Genomic DNA, 17,484 nt, shown 5'->3' with positions numbered 1-17,484 from the left:
GGCCAAGGTAACCCATCCTCTTTTTAACCCAGGCTCCGGGGCTGCCCTACAGCCTGAACCACGCTGCGGCTAGGCGAGCTCCGCCCCTCATTGAACGGAATCGCGAAGCCGGCGCGACCTTTCCGGCGCGACCTTTCCGGCGCGACCGGTTCCACTTTTGCCACAATGCATCCAAAGCTGATTTTAAAGTGCGAATTTGGCGATTCAGAGCAGGTTGAAGCATCAATTCTCGACAACATTCCTTTCTTGCTCGTATACAGAAGCTTCATCTTAAATATATTCAAACTATGCGCTACTCCCCTCTCCTGCCGTTGGCTTTCCTGCTGGGCTGCGCTACCGCCGACCAGCCGGCCACCGAGGCTCCGGCTACCGCGTCTGCACCCACCATCAACCGTGCTTTTGATGTGCCCGCGCTGCTGGGCCTGAACGCCAACGAAATTGCCCAGCCGCTGGCCGGCCAGGGCATCCGGCCCGACCAGAACACCATGTCGCAGAATGGCTCTTCCGGCAGTGCCGAAACCGTGTATACCTACTGGCACGACACCACGGGCCTGGACGTGAGCTACGACCCCGCTACGCTCCGGGTGAACAGCTTTTTTGTGAAACCCAAGTCCGGCCACACCGCCAACTACGAAACCCTGCTTAAGCTGGCCAACGTGAGCCGCTACGACAAGCGCTGGAGCATTGAGCCCATTGCCTCCGTCGACAACCCCAAACAATACACCGGCGTGAAGCTGACCCCGCAAACCGCGGCCCCAACGCCCCAATAGCTCAACAAAAAAGGCCGCTTCGGATGAAGCGGCCTTTTTTGTTGAGCGGGCAACGAATTAAGCGGCGATGTGCAGCCACTCTTTCTTTTCGAGCAGGCGCTCGCGGGTTTCGCGCATGTCGGGGTCGTCCACGCAGCAGTCCACGGGGCACACGGCGGCGCACTGCGGCTCCTCGTGGAAGCCCACGCACTCGGTGCACTTGTCCGATACGATGTAGTAGTACTCATCCGAAACCGGCGTTTGGGGGGCGGTGCCCGATACCGTGGCGCCGTCGCCGGTAGTCACTTCTTTCAGCGAGGTGCCATCGGCCCAGCGCCACTGGGCGCCGCCTTCGTAAATCGCGTTGTTGGGGCATTCCGGCTCGCAGGCACCACAGTTGATGCACTCGTCGGTTATCATGATGGCCATGGGGCGTCGGGGGGTCTGGGGGTGAAGGGGGAAACCAAAGCGGTTTGAGCGAGCTTTACGTAAAACGGGCGGCTCGCGCCGGTCTTTGGCCCAACAAAATTAACCAACGACGGCGGGGTTTGCACGGTTTCGCTCAATTTTGCGGGCAATTCCTGCCTTTCGGCGCCCGGCGCGCCGCCGGGCTGCTATCTCTTCTTCATGAATCAATCCGAACGTTTGGCTGCTTTTGTGGCCCTGGGCCACCGCCTCGCCTCCCTCTCCCCCGACGAGCTGACCGCGCTGGCGGCCCGCGCCCGCAACCAAAATGCCTGGTTTGACCGGCCCAGCGTGGCGGCGGCCGTGGCCGGCCTCGCGCACATGCTGGCCGAAGAACCCCTGCGCCGCTGGGCCGGCCGCTACCCGGCCGAGCCCACCACCGTGCACAAAATTGGGGTGGTGATGGCCGGCAACATTCCCATGGTGGGCTTTCACGACGTGCTGTGTGTGCTCCTCAACGGGCACGTGCTGCTGGCCAAGCTCAGCGCCGATGACACTGTGCTGATGCTCTGGCTGCTGGAGGAGCTGACCAAGCTGGAACCGCGCTTCCTGAAGTTTATTCAGGTGCTGCCACGGCTGAATGCGGCCGACGCTTTCATTGCCACCGGCTCGGATAATACGGCCCGCTATTTCGAGTATTATTTTGGCAAAAAGCCCCACCTCATCCGGCGCAACCGCACCAGCGTGGCCGTGCTCACGGGCCAGGAAAGCGCGGAGGAACTGGCCCGGCTTGGCGCAGATATATTCCAATACTACGGCCTGGGCTGCCGCAACGTGAGCAAGCTCTTCGTGCCTGCCGGCTACGACTTCGTGCCGCTGATGGAGGCGCTGCAGCCGTTCGAAACCGTGCTGCACCACCACAAATACAACAACAACTACGACTATAACAAGAGCATCCTGCTGGTGAATCGGGAGCCGCATTTCGACAACGGGTTCTTCCTCATTCGGCCCAGCGAGGCGCTGGTTTCGCCTATTTCAATGGTCTTCTACGCCGAATACAGCAGCGAAATCGACCTGGTCGACCAACTCACCGACATTGCAGCCCAAACGCAGTGCGTGGTGTCGGCCGGGGCGCGGTTTGCGGGCAGCCTGCCGTTTGGCCAAGCGCAGCAGCCTGGTGTGAGTGAATACGCTGACCGCGTGGACACCATGGAATTCCTGGCTGAATTACCGTAGATTTTTCCCGCAAAAAAGTAGACGGTTGCGGTTAAAACAACGTTTAGGTGGGTATTCGTAAGCGCCCAATTTCGAATACCCACCCTTTTTTTTTGCCTTTGCTATGTCGTTTATCCCCACTGCCCCCACCGTCGAGATTGTTGAGAAAGAAGTTATCGGCACCCTGCACTTCGCGCTCGAAGATGTGCTGGCCGACGAAGCCGCCCGCCAGCGCCGCCGCGCCGATGCCGACCGCGCCGTGACCCTCGGCAACGCCTACCACGGCAAGCTTGACATCTACTTCCAGACCGCCGACGGCGAAACCAAGCGCGTGGCCACCACCATCTGGGCCGCCGATGCCGACCACCTCACGCTGAAATCGGGCACTTCGCTGCCGTTGCGCGCGGTGCTGGGGTTTGATTTTTATTAGTAGTCAAGTCCAAGCGCGCAAACAGGAACGTCGTGCAGAGCGCAGCGAAGCATCTTGCCCGCCACCACTAATCAAATCACAAGGATTTACTGATTGCGGGCAAGATATTCGCTGCGCTCTGCATGACGTTCTTTTTTACAGCCGCTGCAAAGTCTGCTCAATCATGGCATCGACCACGGCACCGGCATTCTCCGCAAATTCGCCGGTGGCACGGTTGGCCACAATGGCGTTTAGCGACAGCATCTCGTGGCCCAGCAGGCGGCCCAGGGAGTAGTAGCCGGCCGTTTCCATTTCGAAGTTGCTGAGGCGGAACTCGCCCTCGGCACTCTGGTGGCGGAAGTTCTGGAGGCGCGCAATGTAGTCGGGGGTGCGCAGGTCGAGGCGCAGGCTGCGGCCCTGCGGGCCGTAGAAGCCGGGACAGGTGAGCGTGTTGCCCATTACCATGCCGGCGCCCAACTGTTCGCGCAGGATGTCGGAGCCGCGCACCACGTAGGGCGCGAAGGGTAGGCCCAGCGTAGCCTGCAGTTCGGTGGCAATTTCGGTTTCGAGGCCGGTTTCCATCAGCGGGTAGAATTGCATCAGGCTATCAAGGCCTACGGCGTGCTCAGTGGCCAGCACCGAGCCAATGGGCACATCGGCCTGCAGGCTGCCGCTGGTGCCCAGCCGGATGATGCGCAGACTCATGCGCTCCTCGGCGGGGCGCACAGTGCGGGCCATGAAGTCGATGTTCACTAGCGCATCCAGTTCGTTCATCACGATGTCGATGTTGTCGGTGCCCATGCCGGTGCTCAGCACCGTGATGCGCTTGCCGCGGTAGTAGCCCACGTGCGTCACGAATTCGCGGTGCGTGGTTTCAAACTCCACCGAGTCGAAATGCCGGCTCACCTGGGCCACCCGGCCGGGGTCGCCCACGGTGAGGATGGTGTCGGAAATATGGTCGGGCAGCAGGTTAAGATGATAAATGCTGCCGTCGGGGTTCAGGATGAGCTCGGAATTGGGAATCATGGGAAGGAAATTATGAATTAAAAATTATGAATTATGGATTATGAATTTTCAAGCAGCTAAACCATGGTATTGATTAACTGCGAATTTTTAATTCATAATTCTTAATTCATAATCACGCTTTGGCGTAAGACGCCAGGCCCTGCGCGGGGTTGTAGTGGTTGCTGAGCTTGGGGTAGGCGCCGGTGCCGTCGTAGGCGCGCTTGTCGGGGTGGGCAGCGCAGGCTTCGGAGCAGGCGCCCTGCAGCTTTTCGCCGCAGGCCTCGCACAGCGGCAGGTGGGCGTTGCAGTGCGGGTTGGCGCAGTTGATGAGGCGGTTGCTGGGCGTCTGGCAGTGCTGGCAGCGCGAAATCACCGTCGGGTTTACGCGGTTCACGTCCACGGCCACGCGGTTGTCGAATACGTAGCACTGGCCATCAAAATCCTCGCCCCCGGCCTCAATGCCGTACTTGATGATGCCGCCGTGCAGCTGGTACACGTTTTCGAAGCCCTGCTCCAGCAGGAAGGCGCTGGCTTTCTCGCACTTCACGCCGCCGGTGCAGTAGGTCAGGATTTTCTTGTCCTTGAACTCCTTCAGGCGCTCCACCCGCTCCGGGAAGTCCCGGAAGTTCTCAATGTCCAGCGTCACGGCGTTTTTGAAACGTCCGAGGTTGTACTCGTAGTCTGAGCGCACGTCTACCACCACCACGTCGTCGCGGTCCTTCAGCGCCTTGAACTCCTCGGGCGAGAGGTGCTGGCCGGTTTTTTCGTGGGGCCGCACGTGGCGCAGGCTGCTGTGCACAATTTCGGGTTTCACGCGCACATGCAGCTTCTGAAAAGTGTGCGCGGCCACCTCGTCAACCTTGAACTCCAGCGCCTCGAAGCGTGAGTCGGCTTTCACGGCCGCCATGTAGCGGGCGCAGCTTTCCACTGTGCCCGAAACGGTGCCATTCAGCCCCTCGGCCGCCACGATGATGCGCCCGCGCAGGTCCAGGTCCAGGCACAGGCGGTGGTGCTCATCCCGGAATTGCTCCGGGTTTTCGAGGGGCGTATAGCAGTAATAAAGAAGAACTTGATAGCTCATAGTTGTCAGTTGCTCGTTGTCAGTTGCCTGTCAGTTGAAGCGTATTCCAAGCAAAACACTCACAACTGACAACAAGCAACTGACAACTAAAAGTTAAACCTTAACCGCCGGGTTGCCAAATACGGTCTGGCCGTTGGGCACGTCGGCCACTACCACCGAGCCGGCGCCCACACGGGCTTTGTCGCCGATTTTGACGCCGGCCACCACCACGGCGCCCGCGCCGATGAAAGCCAGCTCGCCCACCTGCACGTCGGCCCCCAGCAGGGCGCCGCTGCCCAGCTGGGCAAAATTGCCGATAGAGGCGCGGGCCTCTACCACAGTGTTGGCACCCACCAGGCAGCCGTCGCCGAGGGTGGCGGTGGCGGCCACCACGGCGTTGGGGCCCACGTAGTTGCCGTGGCCCAAGGTGGCGTGGTTCGAGACGCTTGCGCGCTCGTGGATGGCATTCACGGGCACGGCTTCGTACTCGTTGCGCAGCATCTCAGTGAGGCTGCGGCGGCTGGCGGTGTCCTCGGTGGCCACAAAAACTTCGCACTTCTTGCCCAGCAGTTTCAGCAGCTCGCCGTCGTCGGTGTTGCCCATCACGGGCACGTCGAGCAGCTCGGTGCCTTGCAGCTTTTTATCGTCGTCGAGCAGGCAATACACCACTACGTCGTTGGAGAGAAAGGCATCAAGGGCGGCGGTGCCCACGGTTTGGGCACCAAGAATGATAACAGGATTTTCCATTTAACTAGGGTTGCAGGGGTGGCACGGGCCGGGGGAAAATGCCCGACGGCGGCGGCACCGTGGTGCAAAGTTACGCGTTTGGCGTGCGTGCGGGCCGGAACTGCGTGAAGGGCCGCATGCGCGAAACCAGACGACGCAGAGCCCCGGCCGCATAGTCGTTCTGGAGCAGCAACAGGAGCAGAAAAGGCAGCAAAGTGCTGCGGTAGCGGTGCAGCGACCCCAGGTTGGGCGTGGTGATGCCAATGAGAAAGGCCAGCAACACGCAAAATACGCCCAGCGCGAACACCACACTGAACGGCAGGTGCCCCCCGCGCCCGCGCACCAGGGCCCAGACGGCCAGGGCCAGCAGCAGCAGCAGCACCGCGTTTTCAAGCCCGGCCGCCAGGTAGAGCGGCTGGCGCGACTGCCCCGGCCACGGCTGGGTGAATACGTTGGCCACGGCCCGCGGAGCGTGGGCGGCAATGCTGCTGGCCGTGGGCCGCAAATCGGGGTACTCAAAATGCGGACGGTCAGCGGATTGAGCCACGTCGTAGCTATACACTTTAATCACCTGATAGACAAACTTATTCAGGCGAAACGCTACGCTAATTTCCGGCCCTACCCAGGCCCCGACCCCGAACACGGCAACTACTCCCAGCACGGCCGCCCACCGCCGGGGCAGCAGGCGCTCCAGCCCCCGCCCTACCGCCAGCCCCGCCAACACGGCTAACAGCGGCAAGGCGAAAAAATAGCGCATCGCCACGTGCAAAACCGCCAGCGCGGCCGTACCCACCCACCAGCCTCCGCCCCGGGCCACCGCCGGAGCCGATGCGGGTGCTTCGCCGGCGTAGAGCCAGGCAAATACCCGCGCCGTGAGCCACGCGCCCGAGCCCAACAGCACGGCTTCCTTGCTGATGCCCGCGGCCCAGAACCACACCGAAGGCCACAGCAGCAAGGCCACCACCCCGGCCCCGGCGGGCGTGGCCGGAAAACAGGTAGCCAGTGCCCGCACCAACATCCAGCACCCGACAAAGGTGAACACGCTCAAGTACAACGAATTCACCTGTGCACAGCCCAAAGAGCCCAGGTTTAGCAGCGACAATATCTTGGCAAGATTCCAAGTGTTGGAGCTGCTTTGATAAACGAACAAATACTTGCCCGTCACATTCGGCAGCACCGTGACGGATTGCGTCAGCATTTGCAAAAAATTCAACGGCGCCAGCCAGAGCTGTTCCGTCACCACGTCGCCCACCGAGCTCATGTAGTTGGCATCCAGCTTCAGATGCCAGTTTTTTGCCAGGCCGGTGCCCAGCCGCAGGCCCAGGCCCACCGCGAAAGCACCGCGCCACCAGCCGGTGGCTTCGCGCCATTGGCGGGCCACCCACGGCAGCAGCCAGAGCAGGAAAAGCGCATTTACCCCGATGGCAACCGCTAGCTTTATCAGTAAAAGGGCCAGTTCGGATATCATCGGGAAGCGCGGGGTTGCTGCACCAGCCGGCTGCCAATGGCGCAGTGCAGGCAGCGGCGCGGGGCGCAGTACGTTTTGTGTAAGGCCAGCAGGCCCTGCGAGTCGGCCGCCGTGCGGTGGGCAAAGCCCAGGGCTTCGTACACATCTGTGAACTGGTTGTGCTCGGCGGGCAGCTGGCTGAGCAGGGCCACGCTGCTTTCCACTACTTCGGGCTTGTCCACGTAGCGGGCGTAGGCCACGCGCAGCGGCACCACCACGTTGGTGACGAGCAGGTCGATGCTGCTTTTGCCCAGCGCGGGCACCTTACCGGGCCGGCCCGGCCGGAAGTGGGTGCGCCAGTATTTGGGCGCGGGCGCCTGAAAAAACTCGGTGAGCGCCCTCACACTTTGGGCCGTGAGCAGGGCATCGAACAGCGCGGGCCGGGCGTGGAGCAAGCCCGCCAGCTGGCCCAGCCGTACCGGCGGAAAATTAGCCGGCCGCAGGCGCAGGTAGTTCCACTCGTGCACCAGCAGCGCGGCCTCGCCGAGGCTGTATTTGTGGCGCAGAAACTCATATTCGTACCTCAAGTCCCGGATGTATTCATCGGCGGTTGTTTCCTCATTATCAACCAGAAATCCGGCTTGGCCAAACAGTAATGCTTCGAGCTGGCGTTGGTCGTGCCGATGGCGGCGCAGCACGGCCAGCGGCAGCGCTTTGGCCAGGCGGGCCAGCTGCTCGCTGTTTTTCTGGAAGCCGAAAGCGGCCATCAGCGCATGGTAGGCGGTGGCTTCCCAGTCCTGTCCCAGCGCCTGATGCAGTTCCATGATGGCGTCGGCTTTGCGCTCCACGCGCTCCAGCAAGGCACGCTCCGTCATCATCATTTTCGTGATTTCGGGCACCAGCGGCAGTAACGGCGCGCAGGGCAGTGGGGCCGCCGCGGGGGCTTCTACCAGGGCCGTGTAGCAGGCCAGCAGCTCGGGCGCCAGCCGGGCCTGCAGGGGCAGGGCGGGAATGAGGCTGCCGTTGGTGCGGCACACGTCGGCGTCGGCGCTGCCTACTACGTGCAGGATTACCTGGTCGTATTTCGGGTCGGTCTGGTGGTTGTGGCGGGCCCAGTCGGAGGCGCGGAGGTGGATTTCCACCGCACCGTTCCACTCCACCTCGCCAATGCGCAGGCGGGCGTTCAGGAAGTCGGGGCCGGCATCGGCGTTGCGGTGGCCGGGCCGCAGCACCAGAATTTCTTCCCCGTCGGTGGTGCGCAAATCCAGCTTGTCAAAATACTGGTGCTGCCAAACGTAATGGAGGAAGTCTTCTTTCATAAATTGCGCTTAGGCCCGTAAACTTACTCTGATTCGTCGGCAGACTCAACAATCTCCCCCATTTGTCCAAGGCGCAACGTCACCCTTCCACCAAGCGGCTAATCCAAACCATCAACCGCGCAAATTTCGGCTTTTACTCCAACAGCCGGTATATGAGCCAGGTGGCTTCGGCGCTCGTCACGCCGGCCGAGGCCGGTGATACCACCGCTACGTATTGGCTGGGCATGCTGCATTGGGATGGCTGGGGAGTTGCGCAAAACCGCGAACGGGCGCTGCACCTGCTCCAAATGGCCGCAGAAGCCGGCCACCGCACCGCGCAGCACAACCTGGGAGTGGCTTATGATAATGGCTACGAGCTTGTCAAAAGCCATAATCAGGCCTTTCGCTACTTTTCGCTGGCCGCGCGCCAAGGCTGCCGGGATTCGATGTATTGCCTCGGCAGTTTCTACTATTTAGGCGAAGGCGTTGCGCAGGATTATGCCAAGGCCCGGTATTGGTACCGAAAGGGTGCGCAGCTTGGCCAGGTAGAATCCATGGCCGATTTGGGCCGGTGCTACCAGCGAGGCGTTGGTGGGCGCCGAAACCAGCGCCATGCGCTTTTCTGGTTCACAAAAGCGGTGGAGGCCGGCAGTGTGCGCGCCACCACCTGGCTCGGGCTGGAGTACACCCTCAAGCCCACGGAAGACTGGGCGAAGGCCCGGTACTGGCTGGAGCAAGCCGCCGAGCACCAACAATCCCATGCGATGTACCTGCTGGGCATTTGGGCTGCCGAGGGCTGGACTGGCGATGAGAAAATTGCCGATGCCTTGTTCTGGTTCGAAAAAGCAGTGCAGTCCGGACACAACCGAGCGGGTTTGCGCCTGGCCGAACTGCAAGGCGAACAATTCTGATAAACGCAAAACAGCTCGCCTCTTGCGAAGCGGGCTGTTTTCTTAACCACATTGCTGGTGGGCTTAGCGCAGGTCTACCACTTTCACACCCTTGTATTTGGCTTTGTCGAAGGCAAAGGTGCTGGCATCGGTCGGCGGGTTGGGCTTGAAGTTTTTGATGAGGAAGGTGTACTGGTTGCCATTCTTTTTGAACATCTGCCAGCTTTTCACCGACGCATCCTTCTTACGCACCTTCAGGCGCACCTTAAACACGTCATTCTGGCGGTTTTCGGGCGCCAGCTCAATTACATCGAGGGGCTCGCCGCCTTCGGTCACCTGCTGCACGTAGGTGTACTTGTAGCCCTTCTTATACATGGTATAAATCTGGGAGGGCGACATATCCTGCGAATCCGGGTCGGAATCCGAGATGTTCACCTCGTTCTCGTTTTTCAGGTAAGTCCAGGTGGTTTTGCCATCGTTGATGACTTCCTGGCCGCTGATTTTGAGGCGGAATTTCTGGCCGCTCACCACGATGTCGCCGTTGATGTTCTGCTTCACCTTGGCACCGGGGTTTTCCAGCGTTTGAGTAAAAGTGGCCTGAAAGGCTTTCAGGGCCTGATATTTGGCGCTCATCTGGTCGAGAATCTTGCCGGCTTTGGGGTCTTGCTGCGCGGCGGCGGGCAGGGCCAGCGAAACGGCGAGCAACAAGAAGGAAATTGATTTTTTCATTAGAAGAGGAATGTTCAAAAAGCGCTGGTGCGGGGCTTGAAAAGCCTGATACGGATTTGGCTTAACAAACGTCCGGCCAAAAGCCCGAGTACCGCGAAATTTCATTTCGCGGACGAGTGAAACGAGTTCCAGCGTCCTGCATGGGTGAACTCGCTACGCTCGTCGGCGAGATGAAATTTCGCGGTACTCGGGCTACTTCATCGAGTTGAGCAGCTGCTCCAACTGATATTCGTCCGGAATAAGCACGTCGCGGGCCTTGCTGCCCTCAAACGGGCCCACGATGCCGGCGTGCTGGAGCTGGTCGATGAGGCGGCCGGCGCGGTTGTAACCCAGTTTCAGTTTGCGCTGGAGGAGCGAGGTACTACCCTGCTGGTGCAGCACGATGCAGCGGGCGGCTTCCTCGAACATGGTGTCGCGCTCGGAGGGGTCCATTTCCTCGTTGCCGCTGCCGGCATCGCCGTCGGCCCCGGCTACTTCAGGCAGAAGGTAGGCGTCGGAGTAACCCTGTTGCTCGCCAATGTAGTCGCAGACGCGGTCTACCTCCGGCGTGTCGATGAAGGCGCACTGCACCCGAATCAGGTCCGAGCCGGCCGAAAAGAGCATGTCGCCCTGGCCGATGAGCTGGTCGGCCCCGCCGGTATCGAGAATGGTGCGCGAGTCGATTTTGCTCGTCACCTTGAAGGAAATCCGGCAGGGGAAGTTGGCCTTGATGATGCCGGTAATAACGTTCACCGACGGGCGCTGGGTGGCAACGATGAGGTGGATGCCGATGGCGCGGGCCAGTTGCGCGAGGCGCGCAATGGGCGTTTCCACCTCCTTGCCGGCCGTCATCATCAGGTCGGCCAGCTCGTCAATCACCAGCACGATGAAGGGCAGGAAACGGTGGCCTTTCTTGGGGTTCAGCCGGCGCTCAATGAACTTGGCGTTGTATTCCTTCAGGTTGCGGCAGCCGGCTTCCTTCAGCAGGTCGTAGCGCCGGTCCATCTCCATGCACAGCGAATTGAGCGTGTTCACCACCTTTTTGGTGTCGGTGATGATGGCCTCGTCGGTGTCGGGCAGCTTGGCCAGGTAGTGGCGCTCAATCTTATTGAAGATGCTCAGTTCCACCTTTTTGGGGTCGACGAGCACGAATTTCAGCGTAGCCGGATGGCGCTTGTAGAGCAGCGAGGCCAGAATCACGTTCAGGCCCACCGACTTGCCCTGGCCCGTGGCGCCGGCCATGAGCAGGTGGGGCATCTTGGCCAAATCGGCTACGAACACCTCGTTGGTGATGGTACGGCCGAAGGCGATGGGCAGGTCCATCTCGGTCTTGGCGAACTTCTCCGAGCCCAGCACCGAGCGGATGCTCACCATCTCCTTCTTCGTGTTCGGCACCTCGATGCCGATGGTGCCCTTGCCCGGAATGGGCGCGATGATACGAATACCCAACGCAGCCAAACTCAGGGCAATGTCGTCTTCCAGGCTCTTGATTTTGGAGATGCGGACGCCTACTTCGGGCACGATTTCATAGAGCGTGACCGTGGGCCCGATGGTGGCCTTGATGCTGGCAATTCCGATGCCGTAGTGGCCCAGCGTCTCCACGATGCGGTCTTTGTTGGCCTCCAATTCCTCTTTGGTCACCTGGGCTTTGGGCGTGCCGTAGTCGTTAAGCAACTCCAAAGTGGGGAACTGGAAGCGCGAGAGGTCCAGCGTGGGGTCGTAATTGCCGGGCGGCATGGCGTCCTCATCCTCGTCAGCCACGGCGGCGATGTCGGCCCCGGCGTTAGGGTCCAAGTCGTCGCGGCCGGGCACGGTGATTTCGAGCGGGCGCGGGGCAGGCATTGCAACGGGCGCCAGCGGCGCCACGGCGGGCATGTCGCCATCGGCCAGGTCAGCTAGCGAAAGCGGCGTGGGAATGGTGGAAGCCGGCACGCTCGGCGTTGGGGTAGCCTCCGGCTCTGCTACGGGCAATTCGAAAGAAAACGACGGGCCACTCACGGCCAGCGGCAAGGCCGCGGCGGCGCTGGCGGCAGTTGTCGCAGCAGTGGTGGCACTCGCGGCCGCGGCAGCAACCGGTGCCACTGCGGCGCCAGCCACGCTGAGCGGCAGGCCGGCGCTCATGCGGGGCGCGGGCTCGAATTCCTGCCGGGCCGGAGTTTCCTCCGGCTCGTCGTCGTTGAGCTGCAGGGTCGGGCCGGCCGCCTGGGCACCACCGGCAGACACGGAAGCGGCCGAAGTCGCCACCGTTTCAGGGGCGCCGGGCCGGGTTTTCAGGGTCATTTGCGGCGGGGTTGGCGCGGCAACCGGGGCTACAGCAGCCGCCTGCTCGGCAGCAATTTCGGCTTCTAACTCAGCGTCCTCCTCGGCGTCGTCTTCGGTGCTGAGGCTGCGGAAACGGCCCAGGTTGAGGCTGGTGACGTTGAAGAAGAACACCACGAACGAGATGAGCGCGAAGGCCAGCAGTAACACCGTGCCCCAGCCAATGAGGCTGTCGAGCCAGGAAGCGGCTTCGAAGCCTACGCCGCCGCACAGGAAATCGAGGCGGTGGGCCAGCACCGGGTCGGCGCCGGGCGTGGCCAGCGTCACCACCACGTAGCCCAGCAGCACGCTCAGCCAAGCCATGGTAAAGAGGCCCAGCGCCATCACATAGCTCACCGACACCCGGGCGGTGCGAAACACAATCTTCGCCCCCAGAAAAAACACAATGGGAATGAGGGCATACGCCGCCACGCCAAACAGCTTGTAAATAAACAGTTGCGCGGCCCAGGCCCCAAGCAGGCCCAGCCAGTTGCCCGATTCCTGGCCGGCTTCCTTCGTCGGAATGGTGCCCATGGCGGCCACCACGCTCTGGTCGGCATGGCCAGTGAACAGGAACGAGGTGAAGGCAATGGTCAGGTACAGGCTGGCCAGCAGCAGGCCGAAGCCCACGAAGAGATGGAAGCGGCGGTCGCGCAACACATCCAGCACCTTGCCCACGCCGGGCAGGGGGCCGCGCGGCTCACGCGGAGGTCGGGCGGGCTTGGGCGCCGGGGCTTGCCGGGCGGCTTTGGGCACGTTGGCGGCAGCGGGCCGGGGCTCGGCGGCGCGGGCCGGCGCGGGCTCGGGGGCCGGGCCGTTGGGCCGCGCCTCGTTGCGCCGCGTGGGCCGGGGGTCGGCGGGGCGGTTAGCCGAGGGGCCGGCGGGGGTGTTTTTATAGCGGTTATCGGCCATTCGGGAGAGGCATAAAGGCCAAATTTACGCACGGCGGGCGGGAAGTTCAGGGAATGAAAGAACGTCATGCTGAGCGCAGCCGAAGCATCTCTCCCGCGCAACGCGATTCTTTCGATTGAATTACTGCTACGGGAGAGATGCTTCGGCTGCGCTCAGCATGACGTTCTTTCTGTCACTCCTTTTTTCGCCTTACATCCTCATCCCCCGCCCTAGCTGCGCGGGTGAAACTCTGTAATCACCTGGCGCAGGAAATCCCTATCGAGGTGCGTGTAAATTTCGGTGGTGGTGATGCTGGCGTGGCCCAGCATCTCCTGTACAGCCCGCAAATCAGCTCCGCCTTCAATCAAATGCGTGGCGAAGGAGTGCCGCAGCGTGTGCGGGCTGATGGTTTTGCGCAGGCCGGCCTGCTCGGCCAGCTTCTTGAGCGTGGTGAAGACGGTGATACGCGAGAGCGGCCGGCCGCGCTGACTCAGGAAGGCGAAATCTTCGGCGCCGGGCTTGATGTCGAGGTGGCCACGCACGCCGCTCAGGTAGAAATTTAGGTGCTTGAGGGCTTCGCGGCCCACGGGCACGAGGCGCTCCTTGTTGCCCTTGCCCACCACTTTCATGAAGCCTTCGTCGGCGTAGATGTTGCTCAGGCGCAGGTCGCACAGCTCGCTCACGCGCAGGCCGGAGGAGTAGAGAACTTCCAGCAGGGCGCGGGTGCGCAGGCCCTCGTCGGTGCTCAGGTCGATGGCGGCGAGCAGCTTCTCCACCTCGGGGTAGCTGAGGGTGTCGGGCAGGTGGCGGCCGGTTTTGGGGGCTTCCAGCGTATCGGTGGGGTCGAGCTTGAGCAGGTCTTCCATGATGAGGAAGCTGAAAAACGCCTTAAGGCCGGAGAGGGTGCGGGCCTGCGAGGTGGCGCCCAGGCCCAATCCCTGCAGCGTGTTCAGAAACTCGCGCAGCACCTCGGTGCTGACTTGCAGCGGCCCCACAGGCAGCTTCTGAAACGTCAGAAACTGCTGCAGCTTGGCAGCATCGCGCACGTAGGCTTCCACCGAATTGGGCGAGAGCGACTTTTCGAGGCGCAGGTAGCCGTCGAATTGTTTGAGGGCTTGGGGCCAGGTCATGGGCGGGGAGGTAGAAGGGGTACTTTTGTCCTTATTGACTAAAGTCTGTCATCCTGAGCGCAGCGAAGGACCTTATCACGGGCGCATTTTTGAATTTGCTGCTAGCCGTTCGGCGGTGATAAGGTCCTTCGCTGCGCTCAGGATGACAAAAGTACCCCGCCCCTCCGCATGGACATTCTAATAATAAACGGCCCCAACCTCAACCTGCTCGGCCGCCGCGAGCCCGGCATCTACGGCAGCCGCTCCTTTGACGACTTTTTCCCCGAACTCGAAGAAGCCTTCCCGCAGCTTAAGCTTACGCAGTTCCAGAGCAACCACGAGGGCGTACTCATTGACAAGCTGCACGAAGTGGGCTTCTCGCACCACGGCATCGTGCTCAATGCCGGCGGCTACACCCACACCAGCGTGGCCCTGGCCGATGCCGTGGCCGCCATCAACACGCCCGTGGTGGAGGTGCACCTGAGCAACCTGCACGCCCGCGAAGAATTCCGCCAGAAGAGCCTGCTGGGCCGCAACTGCGCCGGCAGCATTAGCGGCTTCGGGCTGGAAAGCTACCGGCTGGCCGTGCAGTGGTTCGTGAACCAGCAGCCCAAGCGCGTGGGGTTCCGGGTGTGAGGCGGTTAGTGAAAGCCGAGCGCCAAGTCGAGGCGCGGGCCCAGGTCGCGCTGGTTCTGGCTGATTTTCAACATAGCCCCGACGCTGCCCTCCAGGTACACATATGGCCCCAAGGCCCGGCGCATCCCCACTTTCAGGCCCACCGGGTAGGCCAGCTGCAAGTTCTGGACGTTGATTAAATCACCGGGGGCAAAGGGCATTTCGCCCACGGCGGCCAGGTAGGTACCGGCGTTGGCGCGGGTGTCGTGGCCGCGCTTGCTGCGATGGGCCAGGTTGGCGTAGATGCGGGCTTCGGCAAACACGTAGGGCGTGATGCCGCTGGTGCGGTAAGACCGACCGAATTCTTTTTCGACCACGTTGAGAAAGCGCGTGCCGAACAAGGGCGCCTGGTCGGAACTGAACGACGAATAATGCGCGCCCACGCCGCCCAGCAGCGTCACGCGGGACGAGAGGCCCCGCTCCTGCTGCACGGCCACGCCCCGGTAATCCAGCACGGCCGCCGTAAGCACCCGCTCCACCTGGGCGGGCGATGGCTGGCTTGGCGGTGGCCCCTGCTGCCCCCGGGCCGCTTCGCTGCAAAACACCAACACTGTGCAACATACTGCGCTACCAAGGGTAAATCGTACAATCATAGGGGCTAATCGGGCGTTAGGGGGAAGCGGGCTGAACACCAGCCGGCCAGTCCAAGTTATCAATTTTTTCCTGCTTTTGTGCCGACCACCTCGGCCGAAACAGGGCTGATAAAAGCCCTGCGCTGGCATTCGGTGGCTTCGCTCAGCCGCTACCTTTGCGGCGGCGGCGCCCCTTACTCCTTCGACTTCCCTCCTCATGTATACATTCAATCCCGGGCCTTCGGCCGTTTATCCGGCCGTGCGCCAATACCTCACCGATGCTTTTGACGAGGGCTGGCTCTCGGCCGGTCACCGTTCCGAAAAGGTCATTGGCCTGGTGCGCCAAGCCGTCACCGACCTCAAAACCAAACTCAACGTGCCGCAGGACTACACCGTCCTGTTCACCGGCTCGGCCACCGAGTGCTGGGAAATCCTGGCCCAGAGCCTCACCCCGCGCCGCTCGTTTCACCTCTACAATGGCGATTTTGGCGAGAAGTGGTATAAATACGCCAAAGCCCTGCGGCCGGCCAGCACGGGCCAGAGCTTCGGCCTCGATGAGCTGCCCGACATCGCCAGCCTTCCCTTCGCGGCCGACGATACCGACCTGGTTTGCATCACCCAGAACGAAACCAGCACCGCCACCCAGCTGCGCGAAGGCTTCATCCTGAACCTTTACAACCGCCTCGGTGGCGCCCTGCTGGCCGTGGACGCCACCAGCTCGCTGGCCGGCCTGAACCTGAAGTACATCAAGGCCGACGTGTGGTTCGGCTCGGTGCAGAAGTGCTTCGGGCTGCCCGCCGGCCTGGGCGTGATGATACTCTCGCCACGCGCCGTAGCCCTGGCCAAAACCGTGAACGACCGGGCCCACTACAACGCCCTGCCCGCCATGCTCAGCCAGATGCTGAACTACCAGACCAACTACACGCCCAACGTGCTGGATATCTACCTGCTCAGCCGCGTGCTAGCCGACCGTGAGCCCATCAAAGCCGTGCACCAGCACCTCGTCGACCGCGCCGAGAAGCTTTACGCCTTCTTCGAGCAAGCCACGCCCCTCTCGCCCCTCGTCCACAACTACGAAACCCGCTCCACCACCGTCATCGGCCTGCGCGGCGACGCCGCCCTAATTGACGAAATCAAGACCAAAGCCAAAGAGGCTGGCCTGCAGCTCGGCAGCGGCTACGGCCCGCTGAAAAACACCACCATCCGCATCGCCAACTTCCCCGCCGTGCCCGATGCCGCGATGGAGGCGCTGGTGCAGTTTTTCGTGAAGGAATACCCGGGATAGTTGGGGAATTTGAACATCATTAAAGAACGTCATGCAGAGCGCAGCGAAGCATCTTTACCTCGACACTAATCCTGTCGGCTGAATTGCGTAGCGCGGTGAAGATGCTTCGCTGCGCTCTGCATGACCGTTCTTCTAAATTCTTGCGCTCCCATGCTCAACCTCCAGCAAATCTTCTCCGTCACGCTCACGCTGTTTGCGGTGATTGACATCGTGGGCTCCATCCCGATTATCATCCAGATTCGGCAGCGCGAAGGACAGATAAAGGCCGAGCTGGCCACCTTCGTGGCCGGCTGCCTGATGGTTGCCTTTCTGTTTCTGGGCCAGAGCATCCTGCGCCTGTTCGGCGTCGACAACGAGAGTTTTGCGCTGGCCGGCGCGGTCATCATCTTCCTCATCGGCCTGGAAATGATACTGGGCATCCAGCTTTTTCATTCCGACCTCACGGCCAGCACCGGCTCCATTGTGCCGCTGGCGTTTCCGCTCATCACCGGAGCCGGCACCATGACCACGCTGCTCTCGCTGCGCGCCGCCTACACGTTGCCCAATATCCTGGTCGGTATCCTGCTCAACCTCGTGTTTGTCTACGCCGTCCTCAAAACCAGTCCCTGGATTGAGCGCCAGCTCGGCAAAGCCGGCGAAGACGTGCTGCGCCGCGTGTTTGGCGTCATTCTGCTGGCCATTGCCATCAAGCTGTTTAAAGCGAATTTTTAACTTATTGAACGTCATGCTGAGCGAAGCCGAA

General features: G+C 61.6%; 17 protein-coding genes. 7 read left to right on the top strand and 10 right to left on the bottom strand.

The window, feature by feature from the left end:
* Positions 1–287: 287 nt before the first annotated feature.
* Entirely contained in the window at positions 288–770 is a 483-nt protein-coding gene (locus Q5H92_RS13650; RefSeq protein ID WP_305012088.1) for a hypothetical protein, read from the top strand.
* Positions 771–827: 57 nt separating this feature from the next.
* On the opposite strand, the gene Q5H92_RS13645 is transcribed toward Q5H92_RS13650, so the two are convergent.
* The gene (locus Q5H92_RS13645) at positions 828–1,178 is read right to left on the bottom strand and encodes a 4Fe-4S dicluster domain-containing protein (RefSeq protein WP_305012087.1); all 351 of its coding nucleotides are present in this window, start codon (positions 1,176–1,178) and stop codon (positions 828–830) included.
* Between the two features lie 198 nt (positions 1,179–1,376).
* Between Q5H92_RS13645 and Q5H92_RS13640 the strand changes: the two genes are divergently transcribed.
* Positions 1,377–2,390 (top strand): acyl-CoA reductase, encoded by a 1,014-nt coding sequence (locus Q5H92_RS13640; RefSeq protein ID WP_305012086.1) that lies wholly within the window; start codon positions 1,377–1,379, stop codon positions 2,388–2,390.
* Between the two features lie 103 nt (positions 2,391–2,493).
* Positions 2,494–2,799: a hypothetical protein gene (locus tag Q5H92_RS13635; RefSeq protein ID WP_305012085.1), complete on the top strand. Its 306-nt coding sequence runs from the start codon at positions 2,494–2,496 to the stop codon at positions 2,797–2,799.
* Positions 2,800–2,934: 135 nt separating this feature from the next.
* Here Q5H92_RS13635 and Q5H92_RS13630 read toward each other — a convergent pair whose 3' ends face one another.
* The 5 genes from Q5H92_RS13630 to Q5H92_RS13610 form a co-directional block, all read right to left on the bottom strand.
* Positions 2,935–3,804 (bottom strand): nucleoside phosphorylase, encoded by an 870-nt coding sequence (locus tag Q5H92_RS13630; RefSeq protein WP_305012084.1) that lies wholly within the window; start codon positions 3,802–3,804, stop codon positions 2,935–2,937.
* Between the two features lie 112 nt (positions 3,805–3,916).
* Positions 3,917–4,864, bottom strand: coding sequence for an oxygen-dependent tRNA uridine(34) hydroxylase TrhO (gene trhO, locus Q5H92_RS13625; RefSeq protein ID WP_305012083.1), 948 nt, complete (start codon positions 4,862–4,864; stop codon positions 3,917–3,919).
* Positions 4,865–4,957: 93 nt separating this feature from the next.
* Complete coding sequence (locus tag Q5H92_RS13620) at positions 4,958–5,590, bottom strand: NeuD/PglB/VioB family sugar acetyltransferase (RefSeq protein ID WP_305012082.1); 633 nt, start codon at positions 5,588–5,590, stop codon at positions 4,958–4,960.
* A gap of 70 nt (positions 5,591–5,660) precedes the next feature.
* A complete protein-coding gene (locus Q5H92_RS13615; protein WP_305012081.1) occupies positions 5,661–7,037 on the bottom strand; it encodes a hypothetical protein in 1,377 nt (458 codons plus the stop codon).
* Positions 7,034–8,335 carry a DUF2851 family protein gene (locus tag Q5H92_RS13610; RefSeq protein ID WP_305012080.1) on the bottom strand — a complete coding sequence of 434 codons (1,302 nt, stop codon included), beginning with the start codon at positions 8,333–8,335 and terminating at the stop codon, positions 7,034–7,036. Before Q5H92_RS13610 ends, Q5H92_RS13615 begins: the two co-directional genes overlap by 4 nt.
* Before the next feature lie 224 nt (positions 8,336–8,559).
* Here Q5H92_RS13610 and Q5H92_RS13605 point away from each other — a divergent pair, with 224 nt between their 5' ends.
* Positions 8,560–9,225, top strand: a complete 666-nt coding sequence (locus Q5H92_RS13605) for a tetratricopeptide repeat protein (protein WP_305012079.1) — start codon at positions 8,560–8,562, stop codon at positions 9,223–9,225.
* A 63-nt stretch (positions 9,226–9,288) separates the two neighbouring features.
* Here Q5H92_RS13605 and lolA1 read toward each other — a convergent pair whose 3' ends face one another.
* The 3 genes from lolA1 to xerD all read right to left on the bottom strand — a co-directional run bounded on the left by lolA1 (position 9,289) and on the right by xerD (position 14,231).
* Positions 9,289–9,933: an outer membrane lipoprotein periplasmic chaperone LolA1 gene (lolA1, locus tag Q5H92_RS13600; RefSeq protein ID WP_305012078.1), complete on the bottom strand. Its 645-nt coding sequence runs from the start codon at positions 9,931–9,933 to the stop codon at positions 9,289–9,291.
* A 192-nt stretch (positions 9,934–10,125) separates the two neighbouring features.
* The gene (locus Q5H92_RS13595; RefSeq protein WP_305012077.1) at positions 10,126–13,122 is read right to left on the bottom strand and encodes an FtsK/SpoIIIE family DNA translocase; all 2,997 of its coding nucleotides are present in this window, start codon (positions 13,120–13,122) and stop codon (positions 10,126–10,128) included.
* A gap of 209 nt (positions 13,123–13,331) precedes the next feature.
* Positions 13,332–14,231, bottom strand: a complete 900-nt coding sequence (gene xerD / locus Q5H92_RS13590; protein WP_305012076.1) for a site-specific tyrosine recombinase XerD — start codon at positions 14,229–14,231, stop codon at positions 13,332–13,334.
* Between the two features lie 168 nt (positions 14,232–14,399).
* Between xerD and aroQ the strand changes: the two genes are divergently transcribed.
* Positions 14,400–14,846, top strand: a complete 447-nt coding sequence (gene aroQ / locus Q5H92_RS13585; RefSeq protein ID WP_305012075.1) for a type II 3-dehydroquinate dehydratase — start codon at positions 14,400–14,402, stop codon at positions 14,844–14,846.
* Between the two features lie 5 nt (positions 14,847–14,851).
* On the opposite strand, the gene Q5H92_RS13580 is transcribed toward aroQ, so the two are convergent.
* The gene (locus Q5H92_RS13580; protein ID WP_305012074.1) at positions 14,852–15,430 is read right to left on the bottom strand and encodes a hypothetical protein; all 579 of its coding nucleotides are present in this window, start codon (positions 15,428–15,430) and stop codon (positions 14,852–14,854) included.
* A 244-nt stretch (positions 15,431–15,674) separates the two neighbouring features.
* Between Q5H92_RS13580 and Q5H92_RS13575 the strand changes: the two genes are divergently transcribed.
* Both Q5H92_RS13575 and Q5H92_RS13570 read left to right on the top strand, forming a co-directional pair.
* Complete coding sequence (locus Q5H92_RS13575; protein ID WP_305012073.1) at positions 15,675–16,742, top strand: aminotransferase class V-fold PLP-dependent enzyme; 1,068 nt, start codon at positions 15,675–15,677, stop codon at positions 16,740–16,742.
* 150 nt (positions 16,743–16,892) lie between these two features.
* A complete protein-coding gene (locus tag Q5H92_RS13570; protein ID WP_241934125.1) occupies positions 16,893–17,453 on the top strand; it encodes a MarC family protein in 561 nt (186 codons plus the stop codon).
* The last annotated feature ends 31 nt before the right edge of the window (positions 17,454–17,484 follow it).

This window comes from Hymenobacter mellowenesis (genome assembly GCF_030581005.1).
Taxonomy (GTDB): Bacteria; Bacteroidota; Bacteroidia; order Cytophagales; family Hymenobacteraceae; genus Hymenobacter; species Hymenobacter mellowenesis.
This window is presented reverse-complemented; position numbering and strand designations above follow the sequence as displayed.